The sequence below is a fragment of the Marinomonas algae genome (genome assembly GCF_047525555.1).
Classification (GTDB): domain Bacteria; phylum Pseudomonadota; class Gammaproteobacteria; order Pseudomonadales; family Marinomonadaceae; genus Marinomonas.
In genome coordinates this window covers 101,838-117,893 of record NZ_JBLIXK010000007.1, presented here as the reverse complement: position 1 = coordinate 117,893, position 16,056 = coordinate 101,838, and the positions used below count along the sequence as shown (strand labels likewise).

The 16,056-nt window shown below is 43.0% G+C and carries 16 protein-coding genes; 9 read left to right on the top strand and 7 right to left on the bottom strand.

Annotation, left to right across the window (positions count from 1 at the left end; translation table 11 throughout):
• Positions 1–45: 45 nt before the first annotated feature.
• From dusA to ACMUMQ_RS11215, 4 genes are all read left to right on the top strand, one after another.
• Positions 46–1,083, top strand: a complete 1,038-nt coding sequence (gene dusA / locus ACMUMQ_RS11230; RefSeq protein ID WP_414682080.1) for a tRNA dihydrouridine(20/20a) synthase DusA — start codon at positions 46–48, stop codon at positions 1,081–1,083.
• Between the two features lie 4 nt (positions 1,084–1,087).
• Positions 1,088–2,038, top strand: a complete 951-nt coding sequence (gene tal / locus ACMUMQ_RS11225) for a transaldolase (protein ID WP_414682078.1) — start codon at positions 1,088–1,090, stop codon at positions 2,036–2,038.
• Between the two features lie 114 nt (positions 2,039–2,152).
• Positions 2,153–2,665 carry a sugar O-acetyltransferase gene (locus tag ACMUMQ_RS11220; protein ID WP_414682077.1) on the top strand — a complete coding sequence of 171 codons (513 nt, stop codon included), beginning with the start codon at positions 2,153–2,155 and terminating at the stop codon, positions 2,663–2,665.
• A 167-nt stretch (positions 2,666–2,832) separates the two neighbouring features.
• The gene (locus ACMUMQ_RS11215) at positions 2,833–3,951 is read left to right on the top strand and encodes a PQQ-dependent sugar dehydrogenase (protein ID WP_414682076.1); all 1,119 of its coding nucleotides are present in this window, start codon (positions 2,833–2,835) and stop codon (positions 3,949–3,951) included.
• A gap of 104 nt (positions 3,952–4,055) precedes the next feature.
• On the opposite strand, the gene ACMUMQ_RS11210 is transcribed toward ACMUMQ_RS11215, so the two are convergent.
• Together ACMUMQ_RS11210 and hrpA are read right to left on the bottom strand one after the other, a co-directional pair.
• Positions 4,056–4,868 carry an MlaA family lipoprotein gene (locus ACMUMQ_RS11210; protein ID WP_414682075.1) on the bottom strand — a complete coding sequence of 271 codons (813 nt, stop codon included), beginning with the start codon at positions 4,866–4,868 and terminating at the stop codon, positions 4,056–4,058.
• A gap of 65 nt (positions 4,869–4,933) precedes the next feature.
• Complete coding sequence (hrpA, locus tag ACMUMQ_RS11205; RefSeq protein ID WP_414682111.1) at positions 4,934–8,791, bottom strand: ATP-dependent RNA helicase HrpA; 3,858 nt, start codon at positions 8,789–8,791, stop codon at positions 4,934–4,936.
• 248 nt (positions 8,792–9,039) lie between these two features.
• Here hrpA and cysK point away from each other — a divergent pair, with 248 nt between their 5' ends.
• Entirely contained in the window at positions 9,040–10,005 is a 966-nt protein-coding gene (cysK, locus tag ACMUMQ_RS11200) for a cysteine synthase A (protein WP_414682074.1), read from the top strand.
• Positions 10,006–10,091: 86 nt separating this feature from the next.
• On the opposite strand, the gene ACMUMQ_RS11195 is transcribed toward cysK, so the two are convergent.
• The 4 genes from ACMUMQ_RS11195 to ACMUMQ_RS11180 form a co-directional block, all read right to left on the bottom strand.
• Positions 10,092–10,340 carry a hypothetical protein gene (locus tag ACMUMQ_RS11195; protein WP_317004114.1) on the bottom strand — a complete coding sequence of 83 codons (249 nt, stop codon included), beginning with the start codon at positions 10,338–10,340 and terminating at the stop codon, positions 10,092–10,094.
• 84 nt (positions 10,341–10,424) lie between these two features.
• Positions 10,425–10,961, bottom strand: coding sequence for a DUF924 family protein (locus ACMUMQ_RS11190; RefSeq protein ID WP_414682073.1), 537 nt, complete (start codon positions 10,959–10,961; stop codon positions 10,425–10,427).
• Positions 10,943–11,536, bottom strand: coding sequence for a cysteine hydrolase family protein (locus tag ACMUMQ_RS11185; RefSeq protein WP_414682072.1), 594 nt, complete (start codon positions 11,534–11,536; stop codon positions 10,943–10,945). The genes ACMUMQ_RS11190 and ACMUMQ_RS11185 overlap by 19 nt, the downstream gene beginning before the upstream one ends.
• Positions 11,537–11,678: 142 nt before the next feature.
• Positions 11,679–11,861 (bottom strand): SEC-C metal-binding domain-containing protein, encoded by a 183-nt coding sequence (locus ACMUMQ_RS11180; RefSeq protein ID WP_414682071.1) that lies wholly within the window; start codon positions 11,859–11,861, stop codon positions 11,679–11,681.
• A gap of 344 nt (positions 11,862–12,205) precedes the next feature.
• On the opposite strand from ACMUMQ_RS11180, the gene ACMUMQ_RS11175 reads away from it, so the two are divergent.
• The 4 genes from ACMUMQ_RS11175 to ACMUMQ_RS11160 are packed head-to-tail and all read left to right on the top strand — an operon-like array spanning position 12,206 to position 15,054.
• Positions 12,206–13,225 carry an ABC transporter substrate-binding protein gene (locus ACMUMQ_RS11175; protein WP_414682070.1) on the top strand — a complete coding sequence of 340 codons (1,020 nt, stop codon included), beginning with the start codon at positions 12,206–12,208 and terminating at the stop codon, positions 13,223–13,225.
• A gap of 9 nt (positions 13,226–13,234) precedes the next feature.
• On the top strand, positions 13,235–14,017 hold the full coding sequence (locus tag ACMUMQ_RS11170; RefSeq protein ID WP_414682069.1) for an ABC transporter permease: 783 nt from the start codon (positions 13,235–13,237) through the stop codon (positions 14,015–14,017).
• Positions 14,002–14,733, top strand: coding sequence for an ABC transporter ATP-binding protein (locus tag ACMUMQ_RS11165; protein ID WP_414682068.1), 732 nt, complete (start codon positions 14,002–14,004; stop codon positions 14,731–14,733). The genes ACMUMQ_RS11170 and ACMUMQ_RS11165 overlap by 16 nt, the downstream gene beginning before the upstream one ends.
• 18 nt (positions 14,734–14,751) lie before the next feature.
• Positions 14,752–15,054, top strand: a complete 303-nt coding sequence (locus tag ACMUMQ_RS11160) for a DsrE family protein (protein WP_414682067.1) — start codon at positions 14,752–14,754, stop codon at positions 15,052–15,054.
• A gap of 91 nt (positions 15,055–15,145) precedes the next feature.
• Here ACMUMQ_RS11160 and ACMUMQ_RS11155 read toward each other — a convergent pair whose 3' ends face one another.
• A complete protein-coding gene (locus ACMUMQ_RS11155) occupies positions 15,146–16,027 on the bottom strand; it encodes a hypothetical protein (protein WP_414682066.1) in 882 nt (293 codons plus the stop codon).
• Between the last annotated feature and the right edge of the window lie 29 nt (positions 16,028–16,056).

Sequence of the window (16,056 nt, the reverse complement as noted above, 5' to 3'; positions counted from 1 at the left end):
GCGATTATTTTTCAACTGTATTTTCGACCATAAAAGACCAATTTAATGACAGACGACAAAGTCATAGAAAGCAATTCAAAGCCTTTAAAATCAAGCGATTCAGTAGATAGACGCTTCTCCATTGCACCCATGATGGATTGGACGACATCCGATTACCGAGTTTTCGCGAGAACACTGACTAAGCAAACCCTACTTTATACCGAGATGGTGACATCAGGCGCCTTATTGCATGGCAATCACCCAGAACGCTTTTTACGTTACGATGATTGCGAGCATCCTATTGCTTTGCAGCTAGGCGGTTCTGACGCGAAGGATCTGGGTAAGTGTGCCAAAATGGCAGAGCAAGCAGGTTTTGACGAAGTAAACTTAAATGCAGGTTGTCCAAGCGATCGCGTACAAAACAGCTTAATTGGTGCTTGTTTGATGGCGCACCCTGAAAAAGTCAAAGATGCGATGAAAGCCATGCAAGACTCTTGCGATCTGCCTGTTACAATTAAACATCGAATTGGTTTGGATGATGAAGAATCCTATGATTTTGTCCGCGACTTTGTGGGTGAAATCGCCACAACAGGTGTGACAACTTTTATTGTTCATGCACGCAATGCCATTTTGCAAGGTTTGAGTCCGAAAGAAAATCGCGAAGTGCCACCATTGAAGTACCATTATGTACATCAGCTAAAACAAGACTTTCCAGACCTTGAAATCATTATAAATGGCGGCATAAAGACCATAGAAGAAAGCCAAGAACAATTAACCAAGGTCGACGGCGTTATGGTTGGTCGTGAGGCTTATCACAATCCTTGGCTATTAAGCCAAGTTGATGAAGCCTTATTTCATGGTCAACCTCTAGTAACAGATCGCTACCAAGCGTTAGAAGCATTCGTTCCTTATGTGGAACGTAAACTGAATGAAGGCGAACGCCTTTTGCATCTGACTCGACACATTTTAGGCATTTTTCAAGGAGAAGCTGGCGGAAAACAGTTCCGTCGATATTTGTCCGAAAAAGGTCATAAAGCGGATGCTACAATTAATGTACTATTAGAAGCCATTGATTTGGTCAAACACCATCAACACAAAGGATAAAACAATGAGTAATAAGTTATCTCAATTAAAAGAATTCACGACCATTGTGGCCGATACAGGTGATATCACAGCAATTAAAGATTTTTTACCAGAAGATGCGACAACAAACCCATCTTTGATGCTAAAAGCAGCACAAATCCCTGAATACGCTCCTTTCCTAGAGCAAGCCGTTGCTTGGGCGAAAACGCAAAGCAATGATAAAGAGCAGCAAATTCTAGACGCTGGCGATAAGCTTGCTGTTATCGTTGGTACTGAAATTCTTAAATACGTACCAGGCCGCATTTCGACAGAAGTAGATGCACGCTTGTCTTTTGACAAAGACGCTACATTAGCAAAAGCGCGTAAACTGATCGCACTTTATGAAGAAGCTGGCGTTTCTCGTGATCGTGTATTGATCAAAGCGGCTTCTACTTGGGAAGGCATCAAAGCGGCTGAAGAATTAGAAAAAGAAGGCATCAACTGTAACCTAACGCTACTGTTCTCTTTCGCTCAAGCACAAGCTTGTGCAGAAGCGGGTGTTTACCTGATCTCTCCTTTCGTAGGCCGTATTCTTGACTGGTACAAAAAATCGACTGGCGAAGACTACACAGCGAAAACGGATCCAGGTGTGGTTTCTGTGACTGAGATCTACAACTACTACAAAGAGCACGGTTACAAAACAGTTGTTATGGGCGCAAGCTTCCGTAACATTGGAGAAATTGAGCAGCTTGCCGGTTGTGATCGCCTAACGATTAGCCCTGCGCTACTAGAAGAGTTGAAGAAAGACGAAGGCAAACTAGAGCGTAAACTGGTTCCTGCAAGCGAGATCAAACCAGCACCTGCAGCAATCACAGAAGCGGCTTTCCGCTGGGCCATGAACGAAGACGCTATGGCAACTGAAAAACTGTCTGAAGGCATCCGTAACTTTGCCGTTGATCAGCGTAAGTTAGAAGTGACCTTGGCTTCTATGCTGTAAGTTTCGCTTTCATCATAAACAAGCTGTTTAGAAAACGCGGTTCACCAAACATGAACCGCGTTTTTTTATTTGAGCTTTTTATTTGAGAGTCTTATTTAAACAATAGGAACGAACATGACTGAATTTGAAAAGATGATCCGTGGTGAGTCTTTTAATGGTATCGACACAGATCTGCGCTTGCGCAGAGAAACGGCCCGCCTTGCCTGTGCCAAATTTAATGCCCATCCAAGTAAAGGCAACTTACGCCATGTTACGCGCCTCTTTGCCGAATTTGGTAGTGTAGTAATTGAACCCGGATTCCAATGCGATTACGGCTCTCAAATTCACATTGGCGACAAGGTCTACATTAATTTCCATTGTGTGTTTTTAGACAGCGCTCCCATTCATATTGGCAACAATGTGCTCATTGGACCCGGTGCACATTTTTATACTGTGGATCACCCAAGAGAAGCCGAACAACGCATTACTGGTGCCTGCTTCGCAAAACCGATTAACATTGGCAATAATGTCTGGATTGGTGGCGGTGCTAAAGTTTTGCCAGGCATCACCATACAAGATAACGCCATTATTGGTGCCAATGCCGTGGTCACACGTGACGTCAAGCAAAATGAACGCTTTGTAGGCTAAAAACAAACAGCAAATTCTTGCTTATTTAAGGCACTTCAGACCTCCATCATGAACACTTCATTCAACTAGGTAAGCAATCTGCAATTGCAGAGGAAGTCTTTCCCCACGCCCTATTTCCTATGTGTTTTTCGCTATACTAGACAAACATTCGCGGGAGAGGTCGCCATATGAAAATTTGGATACTATTTTTAGCCAGCTTCATGGTGCTAAATGCTAACGCCTCAAATGCTGTCATTGTTGACGATTCACTGAATATTAAACAAGTAACGCAATTTGATGGCACGCCATGGGGTATTGCGCTACTTAATGATCAAGAAGCTATTATCACTATACAAAAAGGTGAGGCTTATCGAGTAAATTTAAGCACAGGCAATAAACAACGTCTTACAGGCTTACCAAGTGTTGATAACAAAGGCCAAGGTGGTTTATTAGATGTGGCTATGTCGCCTGATTTTAACAATCAAGCTTGGTTGTATTTCACCTATGCTAAACCTTCTAATGAAGGCGCTCGAACAACATTAGCCAGAGCCATTTTATCGAACAATAGCTTAAGCCAATGGGAAGATTTGCTGGTAACAGAATCCGCATCACCATTTACAAGGCATTACGGCGGTCGCATTGCTTTTGATGATAAAGGCCATGTGTTTTTCTCTATCGGCGACAGAGGCGTGCGAGAAAACGCACAAGACTTAACCAATCATGCTGGCGCTATTCTTCGTTTGAACTTAAATGGACAAGTACCGGCAGACAATCCGTTTGTCTCTCATGCCAAGATCAAGAATGAGATATGGAGCTACGGCCACAGAAACCCTCAAGGTTTATTTTATGACCAAAGCACACAAACTCTTTGGTCAAACGAACATGGTCCCAAAGGCGGTGATGAAATAAACCTAATTCGTCCAGCGGCGAATTATGGTTGGCCAATTGTCTCTTATGGTAAGGAATATTCTAGCTCAGAGAGCATAGGTGAAGGTACAACGAAAGACGGCATAGACAATCCAGCTAAAGTGTTTATTCCTTCTATCGCACCAAGTAGCCTGCTTCGATACCAAGGCATGTTGTTTTCCAATTGGAATGGAGATTTTCTATCGACGGCGTTGGCATTAAGACATTTGAATAAAGTGAAAATTGCCGAAAATGGTGAAACCACAGAAACACGCTACTTAGAAAATTTAGCAGAACGCCTTCGCTCTATTGCGCAGGATTCTGAAGGTGCGCTTTATATCGGAACGGATTCTGGGAAACTCTTAAAGATCACTTTAGCGAGTCATGTGTCTTTGAAGTAGCTTTTACTTAGAAATGAGTTCAAAGCAAAAGTGCCAAAAAAGGCCTGCTTTCATTATTGAAAGCAGGCCTTTTTCACAATTAATTATACCCTTTTGAAATTAGCTTACTCAGCCCAACTTCCACCAGCGTCGTCTTCCCAAGAGTCATCGCCCCAACTGTCTTCTTCGTCGCCCCAGCTATCGTCTCCCCAACTATCATCATCAACACTTTCATCCGCTGATTGATTTTGCTTAGCTGGTACATTGCCGTCGTACACTTCAAAAGCTCGGGTCTGCAAATACACATCTCGAATAAAAGTGTATCGATCACCAAAAATTAATGACTCAGCACTTAGCAAACGTGCACGAGTTTCAATAACGTCTAACGCCAAAGTGGCAAGATATTCTTCATACGTTAAATCTAAAAACAGTTCTTCGCCGTCATCATAGGCCGTGTAATCGACTACTAGACCAGCGCCATCACGTAATGTTGAAGGGCCAAAAAATGGCAAAACTAAATAAGGTCCAGACGAAACGCCCCAGTAACCTAAAGTCTGACCAAAATCTTCATCGTATTCTTTTAAGCCAAGTTCACTGGCCACATCGAAAATGCCAAACCAACCTGCCGTGCTGTTAATCACAAAGCGCCAAGTAGAAGACGCTGTGCCGTCCCATTTACCTTGCAATAAATTATTAACGATATTGCTGATCTCTCCCAAATTCGAGAAGAAATTCGTAACGCCTTTTTGGACTGGCGTTGGCGTCACAGCCTTATAACCCTGTGCAACTGGCTTTAATATCGCACCATCAAGCGTATCGTTAAAGGTGAACATGGCACGGTTGAAACCTTCCCATGGATCTTCTTCCGTAGCAGCAAAGTTCGGCTGAGAGAAGGTCAACAAAAAACTCAAAAACACAGAACCCATTACTTTAAACATTTCACTGTCCTTAATTCATCACTTGTCACATAGCATCAGACTTGAAGCACTCAGCGCTAGACAAATCAAACTAACTTTTTCACTTCTTGCCACTGTTTAGAAAGTCGCTTATCAGAAATAGGCTCTAATGTACCAACAGATTGAGCAAACAAAGAAATACGATATTCTTCTAGCATCCAACGGTACTTCACTAACTCTGGGTCGTATAGTGTTTTCTCGTCATGGGCTTTCTTCTGTCTTGTGTAGGTTTGCCAAAGGCCTTCCAATTCAGACACATAAGCGTTCTCTTTGTTCAAATGATTTTGAAAACGCTCTAAACGCACCTCAATACCTTTGAAGTAACGGGGCAATTGCCCAAGCCAAAAGATAGGCGTATTACCGATAAAACCTGGGTAAATCAGCTCGCCGAGTTGAAGTTTGATATCGCCGTAAATTCGGGTCCAAGGCAGAGGAATACTTCCCTTCATTTTCTTCGCCACACCTTGATAAGACGACAACACACGATAAAGCTGCTCTGCCATCTCATTCGCCACGGTAATCAGATTCGATTTATGGACCAAGACACTTTGCTCAAACTCAGCTTTTGTCCTCGGTAAAGCACGTCCGTCTAAAAACACCTTGTCTAAAATGGCATTCAACAAGTCTTCTAATAAAAGCTCTTTCTTGCCGATGGGAGCAAAAATCAGCATAGACTCTTTAAGGTGTGGCAGATTCTTTTGCAGATAACGCATTTCTTTATTGAGCGTTAACTTCAATAAAGTAATCACTCCTTTTCTGTGGGTTTCGATGGCGGTATTTTTGTCATCAAACATTTTCAATGAAACCTTCTCGCCATCCGCGACTAACGCTGGAAACGCCGTCACTTTAATGCCCGCTTGTTTGATTTCTTGGCGTTCAGGGATGTCTTGATCTGGCCAAGCAGTTAAGTCTTCTTGCTCATGCTGTTTCGTACCGAACTTAGCAAAGCTCTCTTCAACCAAATCACTAAACTGATTCTGTAATTTCCCAAGATCTTTCCCTACACCAAGAATCTTCCCGCGCTCATCCACCACTTCTAAATTCAAAGTAAGATGGGAATCCAATTTCTCCGCATTCCACTCGTTCAATGGAATATCAATCAAGGTTTCACGTTTAATTTGTAAGCTGAGTTGTTCTAACAAATCCCCTTTGTCTTTGGAAAGATTCGGATAAACACGGTCAACAAACTGCGGAATCGGTACAAAACGACGACGCAAGGCTTTCGGCAAAGAGCGCAACAAGGCTTCACATCTTTCTTTAATAAAACCAGGAACCGCCCAACCTAAATCTTCCAAACTTAGCTGTCTTAACAAACCAACAGGCACTTTCAGCGTCGCACCATCGGTTGCTTTGCCAGGGTCAAATTTATAATCGATCGGCAGCGCCACACCATTCAAACCGAAGGAGTCTGGAAACGCCACGTCATCAACATTCACATCTTGGTTAATTAAATCTTCCCGCGTCATCACTAAAGCGTCAGGAGACTTTTTAACAAAATATTCTAGGCTTTTGAGATTACGAACATCCGCTGGTAAGCGTTTATCATAGAAGGCAAATACGGCTTCATCATCAACTAAAATATCTCGCGTACGCAATTTGGCTTCTTGCGTTTCCAGTGTTTCCACCAAGGCTTTATTCTTGCGATAAAAAGCCAATTTAGTCCGCAATTCACCTTCTACCAAACCAGAACGAATGAAGATTTCACGAGCTTCTTCTGGATTAACATGACCATAATCTATTCGACGTTTAGCCACTATCACCAAACCATAAAGCGACACTTGCTCACTCGCCATGATTCGACCTTGGTTACGCTCAAAGTGCGGATCAAAGTATTGACGTTTCACAAAAGGCGCCGCGTATTCTTCGATCCAAGCCGGATCAATTCTGGCTGTCACCCGCGCATACAGCTTACTGGTTTCCACCAGTTCCGCCGCCATAATCCACTGCGGCGGCTTTTTAAACAGCATAGAACCCGGAAAAATAGACAACTTGCGAGAACGACAACCTAACATTTCTTTGCTGTCTTCCATTTTGTTCGCCACTTGCGTAAACAAACCAGCTAACAAGGATCGGTGAATCGCTTCATAGTGACGCTCTTCGTGCTGTACTTCTTTAAAGCCCAGTTGTTTACAAGCAATCATGATTTGTCGATGGATGTCGCGCCATTCCCGCATTCGCATGAAATTCAAAAACTGCTTGCGGCAATATTGGCGAAGTTGATTCTGGGACAAAGCTTGACGCTGAGCCTCAAAACGCTCCCACAAATTCAAGAAAACCGCGAAATCCGAGTCTTCATCTTTGTCTACGGCATGAGCTTGGTCTGACTGGGTTTTCTTATCTTGCGGACGCTCCCTTGGATCAGGAACCGATAAAGCACTGACAATAATCGCCACTTCTTTCAAAACACTGTGTTTTTCTGCTGCGATCAAGATTCGCCCTAATTTTGGGTCAATCGGCAACTTAGCAAGCTGGCGACCAATGGGCGTTAAACGATCTTTAAATAAAGCCCCCAATTCCGTCAAAGCACGATAACCATCGTTGATCATGCGTTTTTCTGGCATTTCAACAAAAGGAAATTTCTCAACAGCACCGAGTTTCAAGTTCGCCATTTGCAGAATAACCGACGCCAAATTGGTACGGAATATTTCTGGGTCCGTAAACTCTGGGCGGCTTTCAAAATCTGCCTCATCATAAAGACGAATACAAATACCATCGGCAACACGACCACATCGCCCAGCTCTTTGGTTGGCACTGGCTTGGCTGACTTTTTCAATCGGTAATTGCTGAACCTTTGAACGCACACTGTAACGGCTGACTCGCGCCAAACCAGGGTCGATCACATAACGAATACCGGGAACTGTTAAAGAGGTTTCGGCGACGTTCGTTGATAAAACAATTCGACGACCGCCATGGGATTTAAAGATTCGCTGCTGTTCGCTGGCGCTTAATCTTGCGTACAAAGGCAGCACTTCGGTAGAACGTAATTCGGCTCGGCGTAAAATCTCTGCGGTTTCACGAATCTCTCGTTCACCGGGCAAAAACACCAAAATATCACCCGCGCCGCGATAACCAGATTGTCGCTCTTCGGCTATCAAGAGTTCAACTGCATCCAGCACCCCCTGCTCCATACTTTGATCTTCATCTAACTCTTCGGAATCAGACTTACTCAACAAAGGCTGGTAACGGATTTCAACAGGGTAAGTTCGACCAGAAACCTCAATGATTGGGGCGTTATTAAAGTGTTCTGAAAAACGCTCAACGTCGATGGTTGCAGAGGTTACAATCACCTTCAAGTCAGGGCGAGCGGCCAAAACTTGCTTCAAATATCCCAACAGAAAATCAATATTTAAACTACGCTCGTGGGCTTCATCTATGATGATGGTGTCGTATTTGTATAAAAACTTATCTTGTTGAATTTCTGCGAGAAGAATACCGTCCGTCATTAATTTGATGAGCGTTTCTTCATTGCTCTCATCATTAAAGCGCACTTGAAAACCAACTTGTTCCCCAAGCTTCACTTGCAACTCGTCACTAATGCGCTCTGCCACACTGCGTGCAGCGATTCGTCTTGGTTGAGTATGACCAATTACACCTGCAATACCGCGCCCTGCTTGCAGACACATTTTAGGTAATTGAGTGGTTTTACCAGAGCCAGTTTCACCCGCAATAATGACAACTTGGTTATCTTGAATCGCCTTGATAATTTCATCAGCACGAGCTGCAACCGGTAAGCTTTCGTCATAAGTGACTTTCGGTAAACAAGCCAATCTGGCTTGATATAAAGCATTCGACTTTTCCGTCATGGCAGACAATTCATTCGCCATACGATCACTGGGTAAACCGTCTTTTTGACGTTTCGCTAACTGGGCTTTTTTACGGACAATAAGATGACGATCACGTGTCATCACAGCATGATTTTCCATGGTATCTAAAAAGGTATCCTGTCTAATTGGGCGCTTACGTCGCTGAGCACTTTCACTTATAAGTGCTGCGTTTTATACAAACATGGCTTTAATAACTTAGCGTCGCGCGTAGCTTCTATCTATATAGTTGGAAATTCTAACATTAATCCCCATCAAGAGGTTATAGTGAAACCAATATGCTGCGACGATAGGCAGCAATCATTCAACTACCAATAAAAAAAGGAAGTGGTATGTCTAACCAAGTATTTGAAGATAACTCTCTTACCATTGGCAATACGCCTTTAGTACGTTTAAACCGCATAGGTAATGGCAACATCTGGGCGAAGCTAGAGTCGCGTAACCCAGCCTTTTCTGTGAAATGCCGTATCGGTGCAAACATGGTTTGGGACGCTGAAAAGAAAGGCATTTTGACCAAAGGCAAATCCATTGTTGAAGCATCAAGTGGTAACACAGGCATTGCCTTATGTTTCGTTGCTGCGTCTCGCGGTTACCCAATTACCATTACAATGCCATCAAGCATGAGTATTGAACGTCGCCAAGTCATGAAAGCACTTGGTGCCAATATTGTTTTAACTGAGCCAGCAAAAGGCATGAAAGGCGCCATTGCGAAAGCAGAAGAAATTGCTCAAGACGACAATTTCGTTCACCTTCAGCAGTTTGAAAACGCAGCAAACCCAGAAATTCATGAAAAAACCACTGGTCCAGAAATCTGGCAAGACACAAATGGCGAAATTGATGTGTTAGTTGCCGGTGTCGGCACTGGCGGCACAATTACTGGCGTAAGTCGTTACATTAAAAACACACAAGGCAAAGCCATCACCAGTGTTGCGGTAGAACCAACAACCTCGCCAGTTATTACACAAACAATGAGTGGAGAAGACCCAACACCAGCACCTCATAAAATCCAAGGCATCGGTGCGGGATTCATTCCTAAAAACCTAGATTTATCTATTGTTGACCGTGTTGAGCAAGTCTCTAATGAAGATGCCATTGCTATGGCAAAACGCTTGATGCGCGAAGAAGGCATTTTGTGTGGTATTTCTTGTGGTGCGGCGGTTGTCGCTGCAGAGCGTTTAAGCCAAGAAGCCGATTTTAAAGATAAAAAAATTGTCGTTGTATTACCAGATTCAGGCGAACGCTACTTGTCTACTGCCTTATTTGAAGGCGAATTTACGGACAACGAACTGGTTCAGTAAAGCTTTTTATGACATACAAAAATCCCGCTTAGGCAAAAGCTTAAGCGGGATTTTTTACTATAAGCGAAAGAGTGAGAGTCTTTTGCTTAATGGGTTTTCTTTGTACCGTAACGAACCATGTCTTTGCCGTTTTCGAATACTTCTTCTGTTACCCAACGTCCCAATACTAATTGCTGTTTATCATCTAACACGGCGACAAACGGACGACCATCACTGTTACTTCTTGCCAAGGCGACACCAGCAACGTTTTCTAGTCCCAAAGTGCCCATCTCAATGACACGCAAAAAGGCTTCAAGTTCTTCGAGTGTTAGTATCACATCGTTATCATTAATCATTCTATCTACTCTGTTACACCAATAATGGCGCTAGGATAACAGCAATCGAAGCTCGATAAAAACGAGAAAAGCAACTTAATGAACTCAAAAGCTTGAGCCTTCTTGCTTGAGAAATTCAACTTCTTCTGGTGTTGATACTCGTCCTAAAATCGCATTTCGATGAGGATAGCGACCGAACCTATCGATGATAACCTTGTGTTTATGTTCAAATTCTAAATTACTTTCATTACCTAAAGATTCAAACAGCTTCACAGCCTCAACATGAATCAGTTTTGATTCACTGTGCATAAAAGGCATGTATAAGAAGCTCCGCTCCGCTGTAGCTAATTCTGTATCAAAGCCTTTCGAAATAGCAAACTGAGCCAATGCCAAACCTAAAGTATCACAGACAAACGACTCCGGTTCATCGCGATAAATGTTTCGTGAAAATTGATCGAGAATAATGACTTCAGCAAGACTACCTAATGCTGTCTCTCGCCAACTAAACAGCTCTCCGGCTTTGGCCTGCTCATGCAGTGAACCAAACCGACGTTGGATCATGGCATCAAATGCAGTGTCTTTTTGCCACCAGTGCTTTGGCTCCAACTCAGTAAACCAGAAGTCTATGATGTCTTTGTACATTGATCTTCTCCACTTACTATTCGCTTCAGGACTTCTTCTGTATTTAATATATGAGCATACTCACCTTGTAGATTCGCAAGAGACATATTGTGAACCGTTTCCGCTGTGTGCAATTGACCTGCAAAGTCTTTCATATCAAAGGTATAAGTAGCATCAGAAACAACAAAGGTTTTATAACCCAAATTACCTGACATTCTCGCGGTCGCTTCGACAGAGTTATTTGTTATCACCCCCACAATGACGACCTCAGATATGCTTCTCTCTTGCAGATAACCATCAAGGTTTGTCCGGATAAACGCGCTGTTCGTGTCTTTTTCTATAACATCTTCAGAATCCAAAGGCATGGCAACTTGTTTAAAATCGTTCCCTACAGTGCCCGGAAAGTATTTTGATTCTGGTTCAGTCGACATGTGCTTGATGTGCAAAATCGGCAGTTTCTTGGCTCGCCAGTTTTTCAGCAAGGTTTGGATTTTATCTTCCGCTTCTGGGTTATTTCGAACACCCCAACTAGGATCGTCTATCGCATTTTGCAGATCGATAAGCATTAACATAGGATTCGTCGTATCAAAATTCATAATGAATACCTGTAGGGTTCAATTAATAAATCAGAGATTATGAGCTGGAATGATAAATAAAAGCGGGAGTGTCATTGTCTTCTGCAATGCAGAATAAAACCCTTCTTTTTATGAAGCAAAAAGAAGGGATAAAAGCAGCTAGCTAGGCGTTCTTACCACAGCACTTTTTATATTTTTTACCGTTGCCGCAAATGCAAGGGTCGTTACGACCAATTTTTGGTTGGTCACGTTTAACTGGAGCAACAGGGGCGCAGCAACTAGAGCTACTGCAGCAGCTATCTTCAACTGAGTTAGAAGCGTCTACGGATTCATGATTGCTAGTCATAATTTGAAAATACCTTAAAAAATTTAAAACAGTCTATTTCGTAATGAAGGACACAAATAAGCGGAACAATTCTCATTGATCCGATTTCGGAGAATTGTACCCTATTCTACCAATTACAACACGCAGGTGATTCTAAATAGATTCGCTCTTAATCGAAATGATCAATTCATTCATGAGCTTTGACGAATCTCATCTTCATTTAAAAGAGAAAGCGCAGCTTATTTACTCCAGTTTGCACAAAATGGCTTCTTTATTTAGTTCGAAACGATCTTGAACACTTGTTTAATATTCTTTTATTTTATATATAATTCGTGCTTAATTTTTCAACTTCCCGGAGTGCTCTAATGTCCCGAATCATAACCCTGATGACTTTGCTTTTGTGTGGCTTGAGCAACGTAGCAAACGCAGCCAAAGATAGCCTTGAAATTGGTTACATGCCGATTATCCCAATTTCTCAAGCTTTTATTGTTTTGGAAAATGACACTTTAGAAGACGCAGGTGTCAGTGACCCTGAATTGTTCCAGTTCCAAAATGGCCCAGCCATTGTTCAAGCTTTATTAGCTGGTCAGTTAGACGTTGCCTATCTTGGTATTGGGCCAGCAATGGTTGCTCGCGCGAAAGGCGCAGACATTAAAGTTGTCGCTTCAAACATCGTTGAGCAAATCAGCATGGTGGCTTTGGGTAATTTGTCTCCTTACTTTGAAAATGGCGATGCGAAAACAGCCTTTGCTCGTTTCAAAGCAGACCAAGGTCGTAAAGCGGTAATTTCTACTTTCCCAAGAGGTTCTGTGCCAGAAACCGTATTGCAGTATTGGTTACAAAAACAGCTTGGCATGAGCAGTGACGACATCACGCAAAACATCGATATCATTTACCAAGGCGCAGCTCAGGTACAACAAGCCCTAATGACAGAAGCCGTCGATGGCGCAGCGATTTTAGAGCCGGTTGTAAGCATTATTAGTGACAAAAAATCGGATGCCAAAGTAGTGGCTTCTGGTTCTGGTATGTTCCCTCATCAGCCAGGTGCGGTAATGGTTGTGCGCGAAGCATTAATCAATGAACAACCTGAACTGGTCAAAACTTTAGTAAAAGCGCACATTGCTGCTACCGCTGAGTTGCGTAACAACCCAGAAGAAGCGGTGAAGGCTGTTGGCAAATACGTTGGTGGCGGTCGCTTGCCTGCGAAGATTACGCTAACCGCTTTGAAAAACTCACACGATCAGTTTGAAGCGAACCCGAACGCCATCATCGACGGCACTCGCACCATGCATGATTTCCAAGCGAGCCAAGGTACACTTAAAGTAAGTGTCGATCTTGATGCCTTGTTTGATGTTCGTTTTTACAACGATTTAACTCAGGAGTAATCCAGTATCATGGCATTAGAATCTCACCCTTTAACACGCTCTCGATCAGGGCGTGCCTTATTGGGCGTTATTGGTGTAGCGGCATTTGTACTGCTTTGGAAATACGCTCAAGCCGCAGGCTGGGCAGCAGCCGGCACCATACCAGACCCTTTTCGATTGCCACAAGCATTGATCGATGAGTGGTCATCAGACCGTTTAGTTCCAGCCATTCTGTCCAGTTTGGTTCACTATGTTTGGGGCTTAGCAATTGGCACTTCCCTTGGCTTTTTGGTCGGTACATTAGCCGCCTCTTCTTCTTTGTTGGATGCGCTACATGCTTGGTTAGCACGAATTCTTCGCCCTATTCCACCTTTGGCTTGGGTTGTGTTTGCCATTGCTTGGTTCAAAGTCAGCCATGCAGGCGCTGCCTTCGTTATTGCCATCGGCGTGTTCTGGGTAAATTACTTTGCGACTTACTCTGCAGTACGTAATGTGGATTCCCGCTTTTATGAACTGGCTCGTGCTTTTGGTCAAAACGGACACTTGCGCCAAGCGCTTCAAGTAACCTTGCCGGGCGCCGCAACAGGGATTTTCTCTGGTATTCGAACTGGCATTGGACAAGCTTGGATGACGCTCATCGCCGCAGAGCTTCTAGGCGTTCCGGGCATGGGACAAGAAATGAATTCCGCCGCTGGTGTCGGTGCTTATGAAGTCGTTGTGGTTTACATGCTGATTATTTCTCTGGTTTACACCTTGAGCGATACCCTGTTTGGTTTTATTGAAAAGCGAGTGCTGACATGGCGTCCATCTTAAATATCGAAGACTTAAGTTATCACTATGGTAACAATCCAGATCCCGTTTTCTCTGGCTTAAACCTTCGCATGGAAGACGGCGAATTCATCGCGGTTGTCGGTGGCTCTGGTGTTGGTAAATCCACTCTATTGCGCTGTGTAGCAGGTTTGGCTACCGCCAGCCATGGCAACATTGAACTTCATGTTGAAGAAGATGACACAAGACGCTCTCGTGGAGTGGTGTTTCAAGATGGTCGCTTAATGCCTTGGCGTCGATTACGCAGCAATGTGGCTTACGGTCTAAAAGGACTTAAACTAACAGCGGAAGAAAAACGTGAACGCGTAGACGAAGTCTTAAAACTAGCACGCCTTGAAGAACTGGCTGAGCGCTGGCCTCATCAATTGTCTGGCGGGCAAGTACAACGTGGCGGCATTGCCAGAGCATTAGCGGTTAAGCCTCACTTATTATTAATGGACGAGCCTTTTAGTGCGGTAGATGCCATTACTCGCCATCACCTGCAAGATCAGCTATTAACCATTTGGGAGCAAACTCAAAAAGCCGTGATGTTTATCACTCACGATATTGAAGAAGCGGTGTATTTGGCAGACCGTGTCATTGTACTTTCTGGTTCGCCGGCGAACATAGTGTTAGATAAGCGAATTGACCTGCCTCGTCCCCGCCATCGCGGAACAGACACGTTGCAAAAATTGGCTCAAGACATCGCAAACGCACTTTAATTGAAAAAGGATATTGGTATGGCGGTTACTCAATTATTAATACACGCACCAACAGTCGATGCGCTAAAACGCGCTCAGAATAACGCTCGTAATTTACTGAAACTAGAATCCGATGCTCAAGTAGAAATCGTCGTTAATGGCCCAGCGGCAGCATTAGCCGTTACCTTAAATGACGAGGATATTTTGAGTAGATTAGTGATTTGTCGTAACAGCCTTCAAGCGCAATCCCTTTCCGCTCAGGACAACGTGAAGCAAGTCGATGCAGCGGTTCAATACATTGCTCATCAGCAAATGAAAGGCTGGCCTTACATGCGAGCGTAAGGCTTTTGGTCGGTTAATAATGATGTGAAAGGAGGGGTTTTAAGATAAGGGTGTCAAATATTGATAGTAACTCTTAACCTTCTTGTTAACATTATTGTTTAAACGCTATTTTTGAATAATTAATGGAATTTCTGTGCTTTTCTTTCAAGTGTTCGAAAACGTCAAACCACTCCAGAGATAAATCAATTCTTTTATTTTCTTGTGGGTGTACTTCACATCGATAATTATCAAAACCAGCTTCAGTAGCATAATTTTGCCACATTGACATTAGTGAAGCTCGCGCTTCACTAACAACAACCGCCGTTAATTTGCGATTTAACATATGCTTTTGAGAAATAGCGTATACAAAGCCGTCAATTATATCAGTAAGGTCAAGCTTAATATTTTTAGATAACCTTTCTTTAGGTACACCAGCCTTTACCAAATCATCGTAATAATAATAGATATTAAAATTAGCAGTCCGACTGGAAGTATCATGATCATAACCTACACCTGTAGTGAAGGTTCTAACGGGGAGTGCGCTATGCTGACTGTTAGCACGAAGCTTACAACCAACGACATAATTCAGATTTGTTTCAAAGATTCCCTCACGATGATCAATGACTTTTTGCTTTGAGCTGACCTTGCTTGTTAATTCAAAAGAAAAACAACGATTCTTTTTTTCATTGTAATGCCAGTCTAGATATAACTTACCTAAATTAAACAAATTAAAAGCTAGCCGATTCAATGAGCTGCGAATTTCATGATTAAAAATATAGTCTGCGAAAGGAGATGATACTGACCTCAAACTCCAATAGTTCACTTTGTTCTTGTAGTCCCAGTAAGCCTCAATGATTTGATCATAGATAATTTCTATATCTAGAGCTTTGACCAGAAGATTTCTAAAACCTAAAACCTTTGTAATATCAGATTTAGATACCTCAAAATCTTTATATGACATATCCTCTGTATTATATATGATTAAATTTTCCATGATCCCTCAATAATGATAACGCCCGCGTC